Origin of the sequence: Streptomyces sp. NPDC053541 (genome assembly GCF_044544705.1) — a bacterium.
Taxonomy (GTDB): domain Bacteria; phylum Actinomycetota; class Actinomycetes; order Streptomycetales; family Streptomycetaceae; genus Streptomyces.
This window is the reverse complement of sequence record NZ_JBITXM010000012.1, coordinates 79,922-96,799: the sequence shown is the minus strand read 5'-3', so window position 1 is coordinate 96,799 and position 16,878 is coordinate 79,922. Positions and strand designations below refer to the sequence as shown.

Annotated in this window: 14 protein-coding genes; 5 read left to right on the top strand and 9 right to left on the bottom strand. The window is 74.6% G+C overall.

The features are described 5' to 3' along the window. The first annotated feature begins 42 nt into the window (after positions 1 to 42). Positions 43 to 288, top strand: coding sequence for a hypothetical protein (locus ACIGW2_RS29050; protein ID WP_399846964.1), 246 nt, complete (start codon positions 43 to 45; stop codon positions 286 to 288). 34 nt (positions 289 to 322) lie between these two features. Here ACIGW2_RS29050 and ACIGW2_RS29045 read toward each other — a convergent pair whose 3' ends face one another. The 9 genes from ACIGW2_RS29045 to ACIGW2_RS29005 form a co-directional block, all read right to left on the bottom strand. After that, positions 323 to 1,204, bottom strand: a complete 882-nt coding sequence (locus ACIGW2_RS29045; protein ID WP_361585307.1) for a YceI family protein — start codon at positions 1,202 to 1,204, stop codon at positions 323 to 325. Between the two features lie 103 nt (positions 1,205 to 1,307). Then, positions 1,308 to 2,615: an MFS transporter gene (locus tag ACIGW2_RS29040; protein WP_399846963.1), complete on the bottom strand. Its 1,308-nt coding sequence runs from the start codon at positions 2,613 to 2,615 to the stop codon at positions 1,308 to 1,310. Positions 2,616 to 2,618: 3 nt separating this feature from the next. Then, positions 2,619 to 3,212: a helix-turn-helix domain-containing protein gene (locus tag ACIGW2_RS29035; protein ID WP_391656443.1), complete on the bottom strand. Its 594-nt coding sequence runs from the start codon at positions 3,210 to 3,212 to the stop codon at positions 2,619 to 2,621. A gap of 52 nt (positions 3,213 to 3,264) precedes the next feature. Then, positions 3,265 to 5,712, bottom strand: a complete 2,448-nt coding sequence (locus ACIGW2_RS29030) for a ComEC/Rec2 family competence protein (protein WP_399847166.1) — start codon at positions 5,710 to 5,712, stop codon at positions 3,265 to 3,267. A 41-nt stretch (positions 5,713 to 5,753) separates the two neighbouring features. Beyond that, a complete protein-coding gene (locus ACIGW2_RS29025) occupies positions 5,754 to 6,842 on the bottom strand; it encodes a helix-hairpin-helix domain-containing protein (RefSeq protein ID WP_399846962.1) in 1,089 nt (362 codons plus the stop codon). 109 nt (positions 6,843 to 6,951) lie between these two features. Then, complete coding sequence (locus ACIGW2_RS29020) at positions 6,952 to 7,797, bottom strand: DegV family protein (protein WP_361585298.1); 846 nt, start codon at positions 7,795 to 7,797, stop codon at positions 6,952 to 6,954. A 194-nt stretch (positions 7,798 to 7,991) separates the two neighbouring features. After that, a complete protein-coding gene (locus ACIGW2_RS29015; RefSeq protein WP_399846961.1) occupies positions 7,992 to 8,720 on the bottom strand; it encodes a hypothetical protein in 729 nt (242 codons plus the stop codon). Between the two features lie 181 nt (positions 8,721 to 8,901). Beyond that, the gene (gene leuS, locus ACIGW2_RS29010; RefSeq protein WP_391656447.1) at positions 8,902 to 11,772 is read right to left on the bottom strand and encodes a leucine--tRNA ligase; all 2,871 of its coding nucleotides are present in this window, start codon (positions 11,770 to 11,772) and stop codon (positions 8,902 to 8,904) included. A gap of 328 nt (positions 11,773 to 12,100) precedes the next feature. Continuing rightward, entirely contained in the window at positions 12,101 to 12,283 is a 183-nt protein-coding gene (locus tag ACIGW2_RS29005) for a hypothetical protein (protein WP_391651755.1), read from the bottom strand. Between the two features lie 231 nt (positions 12,284 to 12,514). Here ACIGW2_RS29005 and ACIGW2_RS29000 point away from each other — a divergent pair, with 231 nt between their 5' ends. The 4 genes from ACIGW2_RS29000 to ACIGW2_RS28985 are packed head-to-tail and all read left to right on the top strand — an operon-like array spanning position 12,515 to position 16,724. Continuing rightward, on the top strand, positions 12,515 to 13,567 hold the full coding sequence (locus ACIGW2_RS29000; protein WP_391651754.1) for an NAD-dependent epimerase/dehydratase family protein: 1,053 nt from the start codon (positions 12,515 to 12,517) through the stop codon (positions 13,565 to 13,567). A gap of 60 nt (positions 13,568 to 13,627) precedes the next feature. Further along, positions 13,628 to 15,433, top strand: coding sequence for a carbamoyltransferase (locus tag ACIGW2_RS28995; RefSeq protein ID WP_399846959.1), 1,806 nt, complete (start codon positions 13,628 to 13,630; stop codon positions 15,431 to 15,433). Further along, positions 15,430 to 16,569: a glycosyltransferase family 2 protein gene (locus tag ACIGW2_RS28990; protein ID WP_399846958.1), complete on the top strand. Its 1,140-nt coding sequence runs from the start codon at positions 15,430 to 15,432 to the stop codon at positions 16,567 to 16,569. The genes ACIGW2_RS28995 and ACIGW2_RS28990 overlap by 4 nt, the downstream gene beginning before the upstream one ends. Then, a complete protein-coding gene (locus ACIGW2_RS28985) occupies positions 16,566 to 16,724 on the top strand; it encodes a hypothetical protein (protein ID WP_399846956.1) in 159 nt (52 codons plus the stop codon). Before ACIGW2_RS28990 ends, ACIGW2_RS28985 begins: the two co-directional genes overlap by 4 nt. Positions 16,725 to 16,878: the final 154 nt, after the last annotated feature.

Sequence of the window (16,878 nt, the reverse complement as noted above, 5' to 3'; positions counted from 1 at the left end):
CCACGCGCCACCGACAGCCCGGCCATCGTCGAGAATGTGCACGTGAGCGATATGAGACACGTACTGGTCCTGCCCGACCGCGACGCGGCCGAGGAGGTCGCCGAGGAGCTGCCGGACCGCTTCGGCGTGGCGGAGGAGCCCCAGCTCGTCCGGGACGCCCTGGCGGGCGAGGACGACGCCGAGGACGCCCAGTGGCTGGTCGTGGTCGAGGACCCGGAGGGCCGCCTCGACCCGGCGGCCCTGGACGAGCTGGCCGCCGAGTACGAGGGCTGGCTGGAGGCTCCCTGACGCCCGCCGGGCGTTGGGCGCCGGGCGGGCGGCCTCAGGAGGACTTGGGCACGATCTGGATGTCGAGGTCGATGGTGATGCTGGAGCCGACGGCCGCGATGCCCCGGGCGAGCAGGGTCTGCCAGGTGAGGGTGAAGTCCTCCCGGTGCAGTTCGGTGGTGGCCCGGCAGGCGCCGCGCGTCTCGCCCTGCAGCCCGTTGCCGAGGCCCAGGTACTGGGTGTCGAGGGTGACGGTGCGGCTGACGCCGTGCAGGGTGAGCGCGCCGGTGACGGCCCACCGGCTGCCGCCCTTGTGCACGAACCGGTCGCTGTAGAACTCCATCGTCGGATAGGCCCCGACGTCCAGGAAGTCGCCGGAGCGCAGGTGGTCGTCGCGCATCTGCACGCCGGTGTCGATGGACGCCGCGTCGATCACGACGTGCATCGCGGACTGCTCCATCCGCTCGGCGATCCGGACCGCGCCGGCGAAGCTGTTGAACCGGCCGTGGATCCGGGCGAGGCCGATGTGCCGGGCGGTGAAGCCGACCTGCGAGTGCAGGGGGTCGATCTCCCAGTCGCCCGGCTCGGGCAGCGTCTGCTGCGGCGCGACCTGCAGCCGGACGTCACCCAGGCCGGCGTGCCCGGACTCCTCGACGAGCGTGTTGGCGTGGTACGGCGTGTACCCCTCGGCGGTGACCGCGACCCGGTACTCCCCGGCCGGCACGGTCGCCAGGACGCTGCCGTACGGATCGGTCTCGCCGGTCAGCACCCTGCGTCCGGCGGTGTCGGTGACGGTGAACTCCGCCTGGCGGACGGGCTCGTCGACCGGGTCCAGCACCCGGCAGCTCAGCACCCCCGCCGAGGACGGGACCGCTATCCCCGCCAGCGGACCGCCCCGGGAGGCTCCCGCACCACGCTTGCCGAACAGACCGAACACTTCCGTACCCCCGGAAAACCAGCTGACGTTTGCGATTCAACGAATTTCGATGAGAAAACGCATTCGATCACCCTTGTGGCGTTCGAGGCAAACGGCGGAAGTGTTACCGGAGGTCCGTTTTCGCCGGAGTAGGGAACTCCGGTTCCGGTGTCGGAAGCGGGCACGTCTCCTCGGGCCCCTCGGGCAGCTTCCGCAGCCGAGGCAGCGGCGACGGCAGCACCCACAGCACGGCCAGCACCGCGCCCGCGGTCCCGATCCAGAGCGTGGGACGCAGCCCGAGGACGGTGCCGAGGAAGCCGCCGGCCAGTGCGCCGAGGGGGCGGAAGCCGTGGTTGAGGGTGCGGAAGGCGCCCATCACCCGGGCCCGGATGGCGTCGGGTATCAGCGCCATCTGCAGCGAGCCCGCCGCGATGTCGACGAGCATCACGCCCGCGCAGGACAGGAACTCGGCGACGAAGAGCAGCCCGACGACCAGCGGCAGGGGCCCCTGCGCCGTGGGTATGAGCACTAACGGCAGGGTGAAGCCGAGGAATCCGGCCACGAGCGAGGGGCCGATCCCGATTCGCCGCACCACCGCCCCGCTGCAGGCCGCTCCGATCAGCCCGCCCACGGCGGCGGTGCCGAGCACCGCGCCCAGGAGGCCGGGACTCAGGCCGAGTTCCCGCGTGGCGTAGAGCACGGAGAGGGTGTGGAACATGAAGTTGAAGAACTGGACCGTGCCGGATGCGGCGAACAGCGCCCGCATCGACGGGTTGCGCACCAACCAGCGCAGACCCTCGGTGAAGTGGCCCTTCGCGACGGGCGCGGGGGCGGGTTCGGCCGGCCGTATCCGGGCCAGGTAACCGGCCGAGAGCAGATAGGTGAGCGCGTCGGCGAACAGCGCGAGCGGCGCGGTGAGCACCTGCACCAGCATGCCTCCGACACCGGGCCCCGCCAGCCAGGCCATCGAACGGCTGCCGTTGACGAGGGAGTTCGCCTGCACATAGCGCTCGGTGGGCACGAGCGCCACGAACAGCGTGGCGTTGCACACCTCGAAGAGCACCGTGAGCACCCCCACCCCGAAGGCCACGAGGTAGAGCTGGCCGAGCGTCAGCAGGCCGATGAGATGGGCGGCCGGGAGGGTGAGCAGCAGGGCGGCACGGGCCAGGTCGGCGAGGATCATCACGCGCCGCCGCCGGGCCTGCCGGTCGACCCAGGCACCGAACGGCAGGTTGAACAGCAGCGCCGGCAGCAGCTCGGCCGTCTTCAGCCAGCCCATCTCGGCGGCGTCCGCGCCCAGGACGAGGACGGCGGCGAGCGGCAGGGCCATCAGGGAGATCTGGTCGCCCATGAGGGAGACGGTCTGACCCGTCCAGTAGCGGCGGAAGGCCTTCTCCCGCAGCAGCCCGGGCACGCGGGCCGAGAGGGCCATGGCTCACTCCTCCCCGTCGGCCGGGGGCAGCCGCTCGACGAACGCGAGGCGGAGGAGGGCCACCGGCTGGGCTCCCTCGGGCCGCAGCGCCGGGTCGGCCTCGCGCTCCTCGTAGGGGCGCAGCAGCTCGGCCATCCGCTCGCCGAGCTCCTCCAGCTCCCCTGGTGTGAGGTGGACCAGGGCGTCACTGAACTCCTCCGCCCGTTGCCACTCCGTCGGCAGGGTGTGCCGGCGCTCCACGGCCCGGACGATCCGCTCGAAGTACTGCTCGGCCATGGCCACGTTGAGCGCGTCCGCCGCCTGGGCGACCGCCGGGTCCTCGCTGTGGTCGGGCCATTCGGTGTACCGCGCCGTCGCCCGCCAGGGCTTCTCCCGCCCCTTGCCGCCCGGCGCCTCCTCCACCAGCCCGTACTTGGCGAGTATCCGCAGGTGGTACGAGCAGCTGGCAACGGACTCCCCGGTGAGCTCGGCGGCCCGGGTGGCGGTGAACGGACCTTCCCGCCGCAACAGGCCCACCAGGGTCATCCGGGTCGGGTGGGCGTAGGCGCGCAGGGCGCGCGGGTCGGTGAGCTGGATGCTGCGAGGCTGCTCCGTCATGATGAAAACATATCCTTAGAAAGATTCCTTTACAAGCATTCCTTTAGACGCTTCAGGGCGGCTCCGGCCCGCCGGGCAGCGTGTGCGCCACCAGTCCGGAGCCCGCACCGCTCACGGCGATCGCCCCGTCCCGGTCCGTGCTCAGCACCCGCGCCCCGCCCTCCCGCAGCGCCCCCACCGTCAGTGGCGAGGGATGCCCGTAGGGGTTGTCCCGGCCCGCCGACACGAGCGCGAGCCGCGGCCGCACCGCCCGCAACAGCCCCGGGTCCTGGCGCGCCGAGCCGTGGTGCGCCACCTTCAGCACGTCCACCGGCGACAGGCCCGGATGCGCCCGGAGCAGCAGCCGCTGCGCCGGGGGCTCCAGATCGCCGAGCAGCAGCAGGCTCACCCCGCCGGCCGCCCGTACGGACAGGGCGACGCTGGCGTCGTTCGGCCCGTCCGCCACGGTGCCCCCGTCGGCCGGCGGCCACAGCACCGCCCACTCCAGCGGGCCCAGCCGGCGCCGCTCCCCCGCCCCGGCCCGCACCACCGGCACCCCGGCCGCACGTGCCGTCCGCCGCACGAACTCCGCCTGCTCGGGCGGCTCCTCCAGCCCGGTCGTCTGGATCACCCCCACGGCCCGCCCGCGCAGCACCCCAGGCAGCCCGGCCACATGGTCCGCGTGGAAGTGGGTGAGCAGCAGGAGCGGGATCCGGCGCACCCCCAGGTCCCGCAGGCAGCGGTCCACGGAGGCAGGTTCGGGCCCCGCGTCCACCACCACCGCGGTGTCCCCGCCGGCCGCGAGCACCGTGGCGTCGCCCTGCCCGACCTGGCACATCGCGAACACCCAGCCCGGCGGCGGCCACCCCGTCACCACCCGGACCAGTGGCGGCGGCCGCACCACCGCCAGGAGCAGCAGCACCGCACAGCCCGCACCGATCCACCGGCGCCCCGGCAGCCGCCGCACCGCGACCAGCACGAGCCCGGTCAGCGCCGCGAGCAGCAGCCCGCCCCACCAGCCCTCCGGCCAGGGCGTCTCCGCCCCCGGCAGCCCGGCCCCGGTGCGGGCCACCCCCGCGATCCACCCGGCCGGCAGCCCCGCGCACCAGGCCACCGCCCCGGCCGCCCCCGGCCACACCGCCGCGAGGGCGAGCGTGAGGAAACCGAGGACCGTGGCCGGGGCCACGGCCGGCTCCGCGAGCAGGTTCGCCGGCACCGCGACCAGGCTCACCCGGGCGGCGAACACCACCACGACCGGTGCGCACACCGCCTGCGCCGCGAGCGTCGCGGCCACCGCCTCCGCGATCCGCCCCGGCACCCGGCGCCGCCGCAGCGCGTCGCTCCAGCGCGGGGCGACGGTGAGCAGCGCACCGGTGGCGAGGACCGAGAGCAGGAAGCCGTAACTCCGCGCCAGCCACGGGTCGTAGAGCACCAGGACGAGCACCACCGCGGCCAGCGCCGGGATCAGCGAGCGCCGCCGGCCGGTCGCGACGGCGAGCAGTGTGACCAGCCCGCAGGCCGCGGCCCGCAGCACGCTGGGATCGGGGCGGCACACCACCACGAACGCCAGCGTGAGCACTCCCCCTGCCACCGCCGTGGCCCGCAGCGGCAGCCCGATCCGGGGAGCCAGCCCACCGCGCTCGACCAGCTGGGCGGTCCCCGGCCGGCCGATGAGCAGCAGCAGGACGACGGTCAGGTTCGATCCCGAGACGGCCAGCAGATGGGTCAGATCGGTGGCCTCGAAGGCCTCCTTCAGCTCCGGTCCGACCCGCGAGGTGTCGCCCACGACCAGGCCCGGCAGCAGGGCCCGGGCGTCCGGCGCCAGCCCCTCGGTCGCCTCCCGCAGCCCGGCCCGCAGACCGCCCGCCGTGCGCTGGAGCGCGCTCGGCGGCCCGGTGATCCGCGGCGGCCCCGAGTCGTCCGCCCGCAGCACCGCGGCGAACGGGTCGTCCGGTCGGGCCGGGACCGCCATCCGTCCCGCCACCCGCAGTCGGGTCGAGGGCAGCAGCCGCAGCCACTCCTGTCGCCCGTCCCCCGCGGTCACCAGGACGAGGACCGGGGCCCTGGTCCGGTGCGCGGCGCCGTCCGGTGTCTCGACCCGCGTCACCTCACCCTCCAGGACCACGGACACCGGCGCCGCCCGCCCGGCGCGCACCGTCGGCACGGTGAGCCGCGGATCGGCGGTGACCGTCAGCTCGGCCGTCACCCGCCCCTCGTCCCGGGCGAGTTCGGGCACCGGTCCGCGCCGCAGGTCGGCCGCGTGCAGCCCGGCGGACGCCGCGCCCGCGGCCCCGCAGAGCAGCACGCCCGCGCAGGCGGTCGCCCGCAGCCCCCGCCGGGCGGCCGGGACCAGGAGCAGTCCCGCCCCGCCGAGGCAGAGCAGCACACCCGCGACCGTCCACCAGCCGGCCACCCCCACCGCGACGGCCGCCCCGCCCCAGGCGGCGAGCGCCGGGGGCACCAGCCGCAGATCCGCGGGTCCCTCGTCCCGTGCCGGTCCGTCCCGGATGTCCGCCTCCACGTCACCCGGGACGGTCGCGGGACTCGGGGCACTCACGGCGGTCACGGCCGGACCAGCGGTGCGAGGTCCGCGAACCGGCGGGCGCCGATCCCGTTGACGTCCCGCAGCTCGGCGACCGTCCTGAACCCGCCGTGCCGCATGCGGTGTTCCACGATGTGGCGGGCGAGGACCGGGCCGACCCCGGGCAGCGCGTCGAGCTGTTCCACCGTCGCGGTGTTGAGGCTGAGCGGGGTGGCCGGGCCGGTCGCGGCCGCCGCCGTGCCGCCCGGCGATCCGCCGGCGCCGGTGACCCCGGTGACACCGCCCGCCGTCCCGCCGCCGGCGGGTGCGGGCAGCCCGACCACGACCTGTTCGCCGTCCATCAGCACCCGGGCCCGGTTCAGGCCCGTCAGGTCGGCGCCGGGGCGGATGCCACCCGCGGCCCGCAGCGCGTCGGTGACCCGCGATCCGGCGGGCAGTGTGAACACCCCGGGGCTGCGCACCTTTCCGCCGACGTCCACCACGACCACCGCCGCCGTGCCGGGACTCCGGCCCGGAGCGGAGGACGAGCCGGCGGACGGCCTCGGGGCCGGCCCCGGGTCGGGGGCCGCCGGCGCGATCCCGGGCAGCGGCCTGACCGCCGCGACCACCTCGGGCGCCCTGATCTCCTGCGGCCGCCCGGTCCAGAAGTACGCCCCGGCCCCGCCCGCTGCCACGGCCAGGACCACGGCGAGCGCGGCCAGCGAGCGCCGTTCGAGCCCGCACCGGGACTGCACCCACAGCGGCAGCCGGTCCCGCAGCGCGAGCCTGGCCAGCTCCCCGCGCGAGAAGGCCGGTGGCGCCCCGGCCCGCTCCCGGTCCGCCTCGGGATCCGGCCCCGCCTGCGGCGCCCGCGTCGGGGCGGGCGGAGGTGGTGCCGGGGGCGCGGCGGGTGCCGGGGGCGGCGCGGGGGCCTGGGGTGGTGGGGCGGGCGTCGGGAACAGGGCCTCGCCCCGGCTTCGTACCGAGGTCGGAGAGACGGCCGTGCCGGCCGTGCGCCGGCGACGGTCCTTGGTGGCCCGGGTCCGTGCCCTGCCGTCCGAACCGGGCGCCCGGCCCGGGCCGCTCGTGGGCCCGCTACGACGTGTTGCGATCTGCGTGCGAAGAGTCATGACGTCGACGGTAGGCCGCCGCGGAACCCCTCGGCCGGGCCGCTCGATTTCCGTGGAAAACCGGCGCGTTGTGGATAACTCCATCACCCGTTCGAGGGATGGTGGCGCGTCAGCGGGGCGAGACCACGACGGCGAGCAGCCCCGGTCCGGTGTGCGCGCCGATGACCGCGCCGACCTCGGTGACCTGGAAGTCCGCGACGGAGGGAAGGCGCTCACGGAGCCGCTCGGCGAGCGCGGCGGCCCGCTCGGGCGCGGAGAGGTGGTGCACGGCGACGTCGACGGTCCCGGCCCCGGCCCGCTCGACCGCGATCTCCTCCAGCCGGGCGATCGCCTTGGACGCGGTGCGCACCTTCTCGCGCAGCTCGATCCGCCCGTCCTCGAGTTCGAGGAGCGGCTTCACGGCGAGCGCCGAGCCGAGGAGGGCCTGGGCGGTGCCGATCCGGCCGCCGCGGCGCAGGTAGTCGAGCGTGTCGACGTAGAAGAAGGCCGAGGTGCCGGACGCCCGCTTCTCGGCGGCCGCGGCGGCCTCGTCGAGCGAGCCGCCCGCCTCGGCGACCTCGGCCGCCGCCAGGGCGCAGAAGCCCAGGGCCATGCCGACCATGCGGGTGTCGACGACCCGTACGGGCACGGGGGCGTCCTTCGCGGCGAGCACGGCGGCGTCGTAGGTGCCGGAGATCTCGCCGGACAGATGGAGGGAGACGACGCCGTGCGCGCCCGCCTCGGCGGCCGCCCGGTAGGTGGCCGCGAAGACCTCGGGGGCGGGCCGGGAAGTGGTCACCTGGCGGCGTTTCTGCAGGGCCTCGGCGAGCGAGCGGGCCGAGATCTCGGTGCCTTCCTCCAGCGCGCGGTCGCCGATGACGACGGTGAGCGGAACGGCGGTGATGGCGTGCCGCTCCATCGCCTGGGCTGGCAGGTAGGCCGTGGAATCGGTGACGATCGCGACATGCCGGGACATGAGCGGGAGGTTACCCGGAGGGGCCGCCGCACGGCAGCCCGGGCCCCCGGCACGAGCGCGGCCCGCCTCGCGACCCGCACCGAATCCCCCCGCTGCCCCCACGAACGCGCGCGCCCGCGCGCCCGCGCGACACCGGCCGGCAGACGGTCCGGGCGTGACCGGGCGACGGTCTCGGCTCTGATGACGGGGTGGGCTCAGGTGGTCGTCTCGGGCCGGGTCGACTTCTCCCACGGATAGGCCGTGCTGCGCGGGTCCGGTGCCGGAATCGCCTGCGGCTGCCCGGACGAGGGGCCTGCCGCACCGCCCTCCGCGCCGGTCCACGCCTGCCCCTGCCCCTGGCGCTGCTCCGGCCCGGCGGCCGCGCCGGGAACGTCCGTGGCGGTGGTCCAGTGCCGCAGGGCGCCCGCCTCCATGTCGATCTGCGCGCTCAGCGAGGTCAGGTCGTCCTCGGCGAACCGGCGGGCGCGGTCGCGGGCGGCGAAGCGCAGCGCGTCGGCGGAGTGGGTGATCTGCTCCGTGCGCCGGCGCAGGTCGGGAAGCAGGGCCGCGACATGTGCCCGGTCGGGCTCGCGCTCCAGCCGCTTGAGGTCCTCGTCCAGCTCCCGCCCATGGGCGCTCAGGCGCTCGAAGAGATCGAGGGACTCCTTCAGGGAGGCGTCCTCGGCGACGCCCGCGTGCAGCGAGTCCTGGGTGGCGCGCATCGAGGTGCGCAGCGAGAGCCTCAGCTGGGCCAGCTCGCCGGCGACGCCGGTCTGGCCCAGGCTCTTGGCACGCAGAGTGGTGTCCTCGACCGTGCGCCGGGCCTGGTCGATGGTGCGGTCGACACCGCGCTTGGCGGCCTTGGCGACCTTCACCGTGGCGTAGATCCCGAGCGCCACCATGGCGACGAAGAGCAGCGCCATGATCGTGATCGCGGCTTCCATGAGCGTCGCCCCTCCGGCCTGGATTGTGGTTCCTCCACGGTAAACGGAAGGGGCAGGCCGGTGGTTCCGAAGGAACCCCCAACCTGCCCCCACCGCACCCCTAGGGGACGGCCGCGTCAGCGGCCGACGGCCTCAGCCGGTCGGCCGCACGGGCCGGCGGCTGGCGGCCGGCTGGCCGGACTCAGCCGGCGACGATGTTGACCAGCTTCGGCGCGCGCACGATGACCTTGCGGATCTGCGCGCCACCCAGCGCCGCGACGACGTGCTCGTCCGCCAGGGCCAGGGCCTCCAGCTCCGCGTCGGTGATCGACGGGGAGACCTCCAGGCGGGCCTTGACCTTGCCCTTGATCTGCACGACGCAGGTCACGGTCTCGTCCACCACGTAGGCCGGGTCGGCAACCGGGAAGTCCTGGTGGACGACCGAGTCGGAGTGGCCCAGGCGGTGCCACAGCTCCTCGGCGATGTGCGGGGCCAGCGGCGCGACCAGGCGGACCAGCTGCTCGGCGACCGGACGGGACACCGCGCCACCGGACTTGGTCAGGTGGTTGTTCAGCTCGGTGATCTTGGCGATGGCGGTGTTGAAGCGCATCGCCGCCATGTCCTGGGAGACCCCGTCGATGGCCTTGTTCAGGGCGCGCAGGGTGTCCTCGTCGGCGGGCTCGTCGACGACGGTGACCTCGCCGGTCGTCTCGTCGACGATGTTGCGCCACAGACGCTGCAGCAGACGGTACTGGCCGACGACGGCACGGGTGTCCCACGGGCGGGAGACGTCCAGCGGGCCCATGGCCATCTCGTACAGGCGCAGGGTGTCGGCGCCGTACTCGGTGCAGATCTCGTCCGGGGTGACCGCGTTCTTCAGGGACTTGCCCATCTTGCCCAGGACGCGGCTGACCTTCTCGCCCTGGTACCAGTAGGCGCCGTCGCGCTCCTCGACCTCGGCGGCCGGGACGGCGATGCCGCGGGAGTCCCGGTAGACGAAGGCCTGGATCATGCCCTGGTTGTACAGCTTGTGGAAGGGCTCGGCGGAGGAGACGTGGCCCAGGTCGAACAGGATCTTGGACCAGAAGCGGGCGTACAGCAGGTGCAGCACGGCGTGCTCGGCACCGCCGACGTACAGGTCGACACCGCCGGTCGGCATGCCCTCGCGCGGGCCCATCCAGTACTGCTCGATGGCCGGGTCGACCAGCTTCTCGTCGTTGTGCGGGTCCAGGTAGCGCAGCTCGTACCAGCAGGAACCGGCCCAGTTGGGCATGGTGTTGGTCTCGCGGCGGTACTTCTTCGGGCCGTCGCCCAGGTCCAGGGTGACGTTGACCCAGTCCTCGTTGCGGGACAGCGGGGTCTCCGGCTGGGTGTCCGCGTCGTCCGGGTCGAAGGTGCGCGGCGAGTAGTCCTCGACCTCCGGCAGCTCCAGCGGCAGCATGGACTCGGGCAGCGGGTGGGCGACGCCGTCCTCGTCGTAGACGATCGGGAAGGGCTCGCCCCAGTAGCGCTGGCGGCTGAACAGCCAGTCGCGCAGGCGGAAGTTGACGGTGCCCTCGCCGATGCCGCGCTCGGTCAGCCAGGCGGTGATCCGCTCCTTCGCCTCGACGACGCCCAGGCCGTCCAGGGCCACGTCCTCGTTCGAGGAGTTGACCAGCTTGGCCTCGTAGGAGGAGAAGGCGTCGTCCCAGGTGGACGGGTCGGTGCCGCGGTCGTCCGAGGGCTCCACGACACAGCGCATGGGCAGTTCGAAGGCGCGCGCGAAGGCGAAGTCGCGGCTGTCGTGCGCCGGGACGGCCATGATCGCGCCGGTGCCGTAGCCCATCAGGACGTAGTCGGCGATGAAGACCGGGATCTGCTCGCCGCTGACCGGGTTGGTCGCGTAGGCGCCGGTGAAGACACCGGTCTTGTCCTTGGCCTCGGCCTGCCGCTCGACGTCGGACTTGGCGGCGGCCTGCTTGCGGTAGGCGTCGACGGCCTCGGCCGGGGTGGCGTGCCCGCCGGTCCACACCTCGTGGGTGCCCTCGGGCCAGGCGGCCGGGACGATCTTCTCGACCAGGTCGTGCTCGGGGGCCAGCACCATGTAGGTGGCGCCGAACAGGGTGTCCTGGCGGGTGGTGAAGACGGTGATCGCGCCGGCCTCGCCGACCTGGAAGTCGACGCGGGCGCCCTCGGAGCGCCCGATCCAGTTGCGCTGCTGCAGCTTGATGGCCTCGGGCCAGTCCAGGCCGTCCAGGTCGTCCAGCAGGCGGTCCGCGTAGGCGGTGATGCGCATGTTCCACTGGCGCAGCTTGGCCTTGAAGACGGGGAAGTTGCCGCGCTCGGAGCGTCCGTCGGCGGTGACCTCCTCGTTGGCCAGGACGGTGCCCAGGCCGGGGCACCAGTTGACCGGGGCGTCGGAGGCGTACGCCAGGCGGTACTCGCCCAGGACGTCGGCGCGCTCGGCGGCGGTCAGCTCGCTCCACGCGCGCGTGGTGCCGGGGACCTCACGGGTGCCGTTCTCGAACTGCTCGACCAGCTCGGCGATCGGGCGGGCCTTCTTGGCCTCGTCGTCGTACCAGGAGTTGAAGATCTGCAGGAAGATCCACTGGGTCCACTTGTAGTACTCCGGGTCGATCGTGGCGAACGACCGGCGCTTGTCGTGGCCCAGGCCCAGCCGGCGCAGCTGGGCCTTCATGTTCTCCATGTTGGCCTCGGTGGACACGCGCGGGTGCGTGCCGGTCTGCACCGCGTACTGCTCGGCGGGCAGGCCGAAGGCGTCGAAGCCCAGGGTGTGCAGGACGTTGTGGCCGGTCATGCGCGCGTGGCGGGCGAAGACGTCCGTGGCGATGTAGCCCAGCGGGTGGCCGACGTGCAGGCCCGCACCGGAGGGGTACGGGAACATGTCCATGATGAACTTCTTGGGGCGGGCCGCCAGGGCCGGGTCCCCGGCCAGGTCGCCGCTGGGGTTCGGGGCCTCGTAGGTGCCCTCGGCGTCCCAGGCGTCCTGCCAGCGTGCCTCGATGTCGGCGGCCAGGGCCGCCGTGTAGCGATGCGGGGCCGCCGTCTCGGCAGCCGTGTTGATCTCGGTCATGATCCTTGAAGCTCCATCGATCGTCTCTGCCCACTGCCAGCACTGCCACGAAATGAAAAATCCCCTCGCACAGGAGGGGACGCCGCGCCGATGCCGACCGGATCTTCATCCGTCGGGACTGATCAGCGCGGCTCGCTAAGCAGAAGGCGTACGGCACGCATGGCGTCAGGGTACCGCAGGGCCCGATCGGGCCGCACCGACGTTCCGGGGAGCGGAACCGGGTCACCGGCCGGAGCCGGGAACGGCACCAGGACCGGGAGACGAGGAAGCGGGGCGGGCGGGGGGGGGGGGCGCGGGCCCCCCCCACGGCGGGTGGTGTGGGCGGGGGTCAGTCCTCGCCGCGGAAGATGTTCCGTTCCTCACCGAGGACGACGTTCCGCTCCTGGTCGAGGTCGTCCCTCTCGTCCGGCGACCCCGCCTCGGGTGTGGTGACCGCGGGTCGGTGCGTGCACAGCGTGCTGTCGTGCCAGAAGATCTCGTCGGCGGTTTCCGTTTCGATCCGCGTGTCCATCGCGGCCATCTCCTCGGTCCGGGCCCGGCCGTTCGGCCGGAAGTGTCGAGCAGCACCTACCCCGGGACCGCGCCACTGAGTCACTTTCTACTGACTTGTTCCGCTTTGCACAGTTTCGTGGAGAAGCCTCCGCATACGAGGAGTAGCGCTGCTCGACCCGGGTAAGTGCCCGATCGATTCCCCTGCCACGCCAGTTCCGAAGACCCGCCCTCCGCAGGGAGGAGATGTGCCATGGCCCCCGCGCCCCGCTGGGAACACGCCGTCGTCACGGGAGGATCCGGATTCGTGGGATCCCACCTCTGCGCCGCACTGCTCGCCGACGGCACGGACGTGACCTGCGTCGACGACTTCAGTACGGGCCGCCCCGCCAATGTCGCGGAGCTGCGGGGCCACGACGGATTCCGGCTCGTGGAGGCCGATGTCCGCCAGCCGTTCACGGTCGACCGGCCGGTGGACCTGGTGCTGCACTTCGCCTCGCCGGCGTCCCCGGCGGACTATCTGCGCCTGCCGCTGCACACCCTGGAGACGGGCAGCCTCGGCACCCGCAACGCGCTCGCGCTGGCCCATGCGCACGGGGCCCGCTTCGTGCTCGCCTCGACCTCCGAGGTGTACGGCGACCCCGAGGAGCACCCGCAGAGCGAGCGCTACTGGGGCCGGGTCAACCCCGTCGGCCCGCGCAGCGTGTACGACGAGGCGAAACGTTTCGGCGAGGCGTTGACCGCCGCCACCGCCCGCGCCCGCGGGACGGACACCCTGATCGTGCGGCTCTTCAACACGTACGGGCCCCGCATGCGCGGCCTCGACGGACGCGCCGTGCCGACCTTCGTCCGCCAGGCGCTCGCCGGCGAGCCGCTGACCGTGACGGGCGACGGCCGCCAGACCCGCTCGCTCTGCTACGTGTCGGACACCGTCCGTGGCGTCCTCGCGGCCGCCGCCCACGGCATGCGCGGGCCCGTGAACATCGGCAACCCCGCCGAGATCACCATGCTCGAACTGGCCCGCTGGATCGCGCGCCTCACCGGCTCGCCCTCCCGGATCCGCTTCGTCGAGCGGCCCGTCGACGACCCCGCCGTGCGCTGCCCGGACATCACCCTGGCCCGCGACAAGCTGCAGTGGCGGCCGCTCGTCGACGCCGAGCAGGGCCTGCGCCGGACGATCGAATGGTTCCGGACGGCGGGCGCCGACGGCGCCGACGCCTTCCACAGTTCCGGCGGCGAGGCCCCGGCCGCCGCCCCTTCCCCCACCTCGGGCCGCCGCGCGGATCCGCCCGGGCTGCCCGGCTGAACCGAGCCGCCCCGCTCCCGCCGCCCCCCACCCCGGAAGGCCCCACCGGAAGGCCCCGCCATGCGCGTTCTCGGCATCAACGCCCTGTTCCACGACCCCGCCGCCGCCCTGGTCGTCGACGGCGTCACCGTCGCCGCGGCCGAGGAAGAGCGCTTCTCGCGGCGCAAGCACGGCAAGCGGCCCGTGCCCTTCTCCGCCTGGGAACTGCCCGAACAGTCCGCCCGCTGGTGCCTGGAGCAGGCCGGACTGCGGCCCGCCGACCTGGACCTCGTCACCTACTCGTACGACCCCGAAATCGCCTGCCCCGCCGAGACGCTGGGCCTGGACGACCCCTGGGACAGCCTGCGCCAGGCCTACGCCCGGCACGCCCCCGGCTTCCTCGCCACCGCGCTGCCGGGGCTCGACCCCGGGGCCGTCCGGTTCGTCCCCCACCACATGGCGCACGCCGCCTCCGCCGCGTACGCCGCCGAGGGCGCCGAGACCTCCTCCGTCCTCGTGCTCGACGGACGTGGCGAACGCGCCTCCCACCTGGCCGCGAGCCGCCAGGGCGACCGGCTCGAACCGCTCCGCGCCCAGCTGCTGCCCGAATCCCTCGGTCTCGTCTACGAGGAGCTCACCGAACACCTCGGATTCCTGCGCTCCTCCGACGAGTTCAAGGTGATGGCGCTCGCCTCGCACGGCTCGCCGCGGATGGCCGCGGAGATCCGCCGGTACGTGCACCCCACCGGCGACGGCGGCTTCCGCGCCCACGGCGTCCCCTGGGCCGAACTGTGCCCGCCGCGCGCGGCCGACGCGCCCTGGACCGCCCGGCACGCCGACCTCGCCGCCAGCGCCCAGCTGGTCCTGGAGGAGACCCTGCTCGACCTGGTGCGCTGGCTGCACGGCAGGACCCACGACGAACTGCTCACGCTGGCCGGCGGCGTCGCCCTCAACTGCGTCGCCAACTCCCGTGTCGCCCGCGAGGGACCGTTCTCCCGCGTGTGGGTGCAGCCGGCCGCCGGCGACGCCGGGACCGCCCTCGGCGGGGCGCTGCTGGCCACGGCAGAGGCGGGGGAGCAGCCGGTGCCGATGCCCGGGGCCGCGCTCGGACGCGGATGGTCGGACGCCGAGATCGCCGGCCGCCTCAAGACCGCCGCCATTCCCTTCGAACGGCCCCCGGACATCGCCGCCACCGTGGCCGAGACCCTCGCCGCGAACGGCATCGTCGCCTGGTTCCAGGGCCGTTCCGAGTACGGACCCCGGGCGCTCGGGCACCGCTCCCTGCTCGCCCACCCCGGCCACGCGGGCAATCTGGAGCGCCTCAACGACATCAAGGGCCGCGAGCAGTTCCGGCCCGTCGCCCCCATGGTCCTGACGGAGCGCTCCGCCGACATCTTCGACGGCCCGCTGCCCAGCCCGTACATGCTCTTCGTGCACGACGTCGCCCCCGCCTGGCGCGAGCGCATCCCCGCCGTCGTGCACGTGGACGGCACCGCCCGGATACAGACGGTCGACCGGCGGCACGAGCCGCTCGTCGCACGGATGCTGGAGGAGTTCGAACGGCGCACCGGACTGCCCGTCGTCGTCAACACCAGCCTCAACACCGCCGGCCGGCCCATGGTCGACGACCCGCGCGACGCCCTGGAGTGCTTCGGCTCCACACCGGTCGACCTGCTGGCCATCGGACCCTTCGCGGTGCGCCGCAGCGCCCTGTTCCACACCGGCGCGGACGACTCGACGGGAGCCACGGGAGCCAACGGCGCGTCCACCGTCTACGGAGGCGACCACATGGGCGTCGACGGCAGCGACCGCGGCGCGGGCGAGAGCGCGCCCGGCGCGGACGCCGACGTGCCGCAGAACATCGGCGGCGGGGGGTGCGTCCGGTGAACCCGCGCCCCGCCCACGACCCGCGCCCCGCCCACGGCCCCCGCCCGGCCCCCGGGCACGGCGCCCCGCCCCGCTACGCCGTCGTCGTGCCCACGCTCGGACGGCCCAGCCTCCGGCACTGCCTGACGGCCCTCGCCCGGGCCACCGAGGACGTGCCCCCGGACCGCGTGATCGTCGTGCACGACCGGCCCGGCCGCGACGGCACCGTGCCCGCCCTGCCGCTGCCCGCCGTGCTCCGCGACCGCACCACCGTGGTGCCGGGACCGGCGCGCGGACCCGCCGCCGCACGCAACACCGGGTTCCGGCGGGCCGGCGACGTCCCGTGGATCGTCTTCCTCGACGACGACGTCGTCCCGTCCCCGCACTGGGGCGCGGAGCTCGCCCGGGACCTGACCGGCCGGCCGGACACCGACGCCGCCGTCGCGGCCCGCATCGAGGTCCCCCTGCCCGCCGACCGGCGCCCCACGGACGCCGAACGCAACACCGCCGCGCTGGCCACGGCCCGCTGGATCACCGCCGACATGGCGGTGCGCCGGACCGCCCTGGAACGGGTGGGCGGATTCGACGAACGCTTCCGCCGCGCCTTCCGGGAGGACGCCGACCTGGCCCTGCGCCTCCTCGACCAGGGCTGGACCCTCGCCCAGGGCCGTCGCCGCACCGCCCACCCGCCCCGCCAGGGCGGCCGCTGGCTGTCCGTGCGCCAGCAGGCCGGCAACGGCGACGACGTCCTGATGCGCCGCCTCCACGGACCCGACTGGCGCGAGCGCGCAGGCGCCCCGCCCGGCCGGCTTCCGCGCCACCGCGCGGTCACGGCCGCCGGCCTCGCCGCGCTCGGCTGCGCCCTGACAGGCCGGCCCCGCGCCGCCGCCCTGTGCGGCACGCTGTGGGCCGCCGGCACGGCGGAGTTCGCCCTGGCCCGCATCCGGCCGGGACCGCGCACCCGCGCGGAGGTCCTCGACATGCTCCTCACCAGTGCCGCGATCCCGCCCGCCGCCACCTGGCACTGGCTGCGCGGCGTCGTCGCCCACCGTGGCACGCGTCCGCACGAGGCGGGACCGGCGGTCGCGCCCGTACCGGCCGGGCCGCGGGCGGCCAGCCCATCGATTCCCGGACCCTGGCGGGAGGCGACGGCATGACCACCGCACCGACCACCCGGCGCTGGCTGCGCGGCGTCGTCGCCCACCGTGGCACGCGCCCGCACGAGGCGGGACCGGCGGTCGCGCCCGTACCGGCGGGACCCGGGGCGGCCAGCCCATCGATTCCCGGACCCTGGCGGGAGGCGACGGCATGACCACGGCACCGACCCCCTGGCACTGGCTGCGCGGCGTCGTCGCCCACCGTGGCACGCGCCCGCACGAGGCGGGACCGGCGGTCGCGCCCGTACCGGCCGGGCCGCGGGCGGCCAGCCCATCGATTCCCGGACCCTGGCGGGAGGCGACGGCATG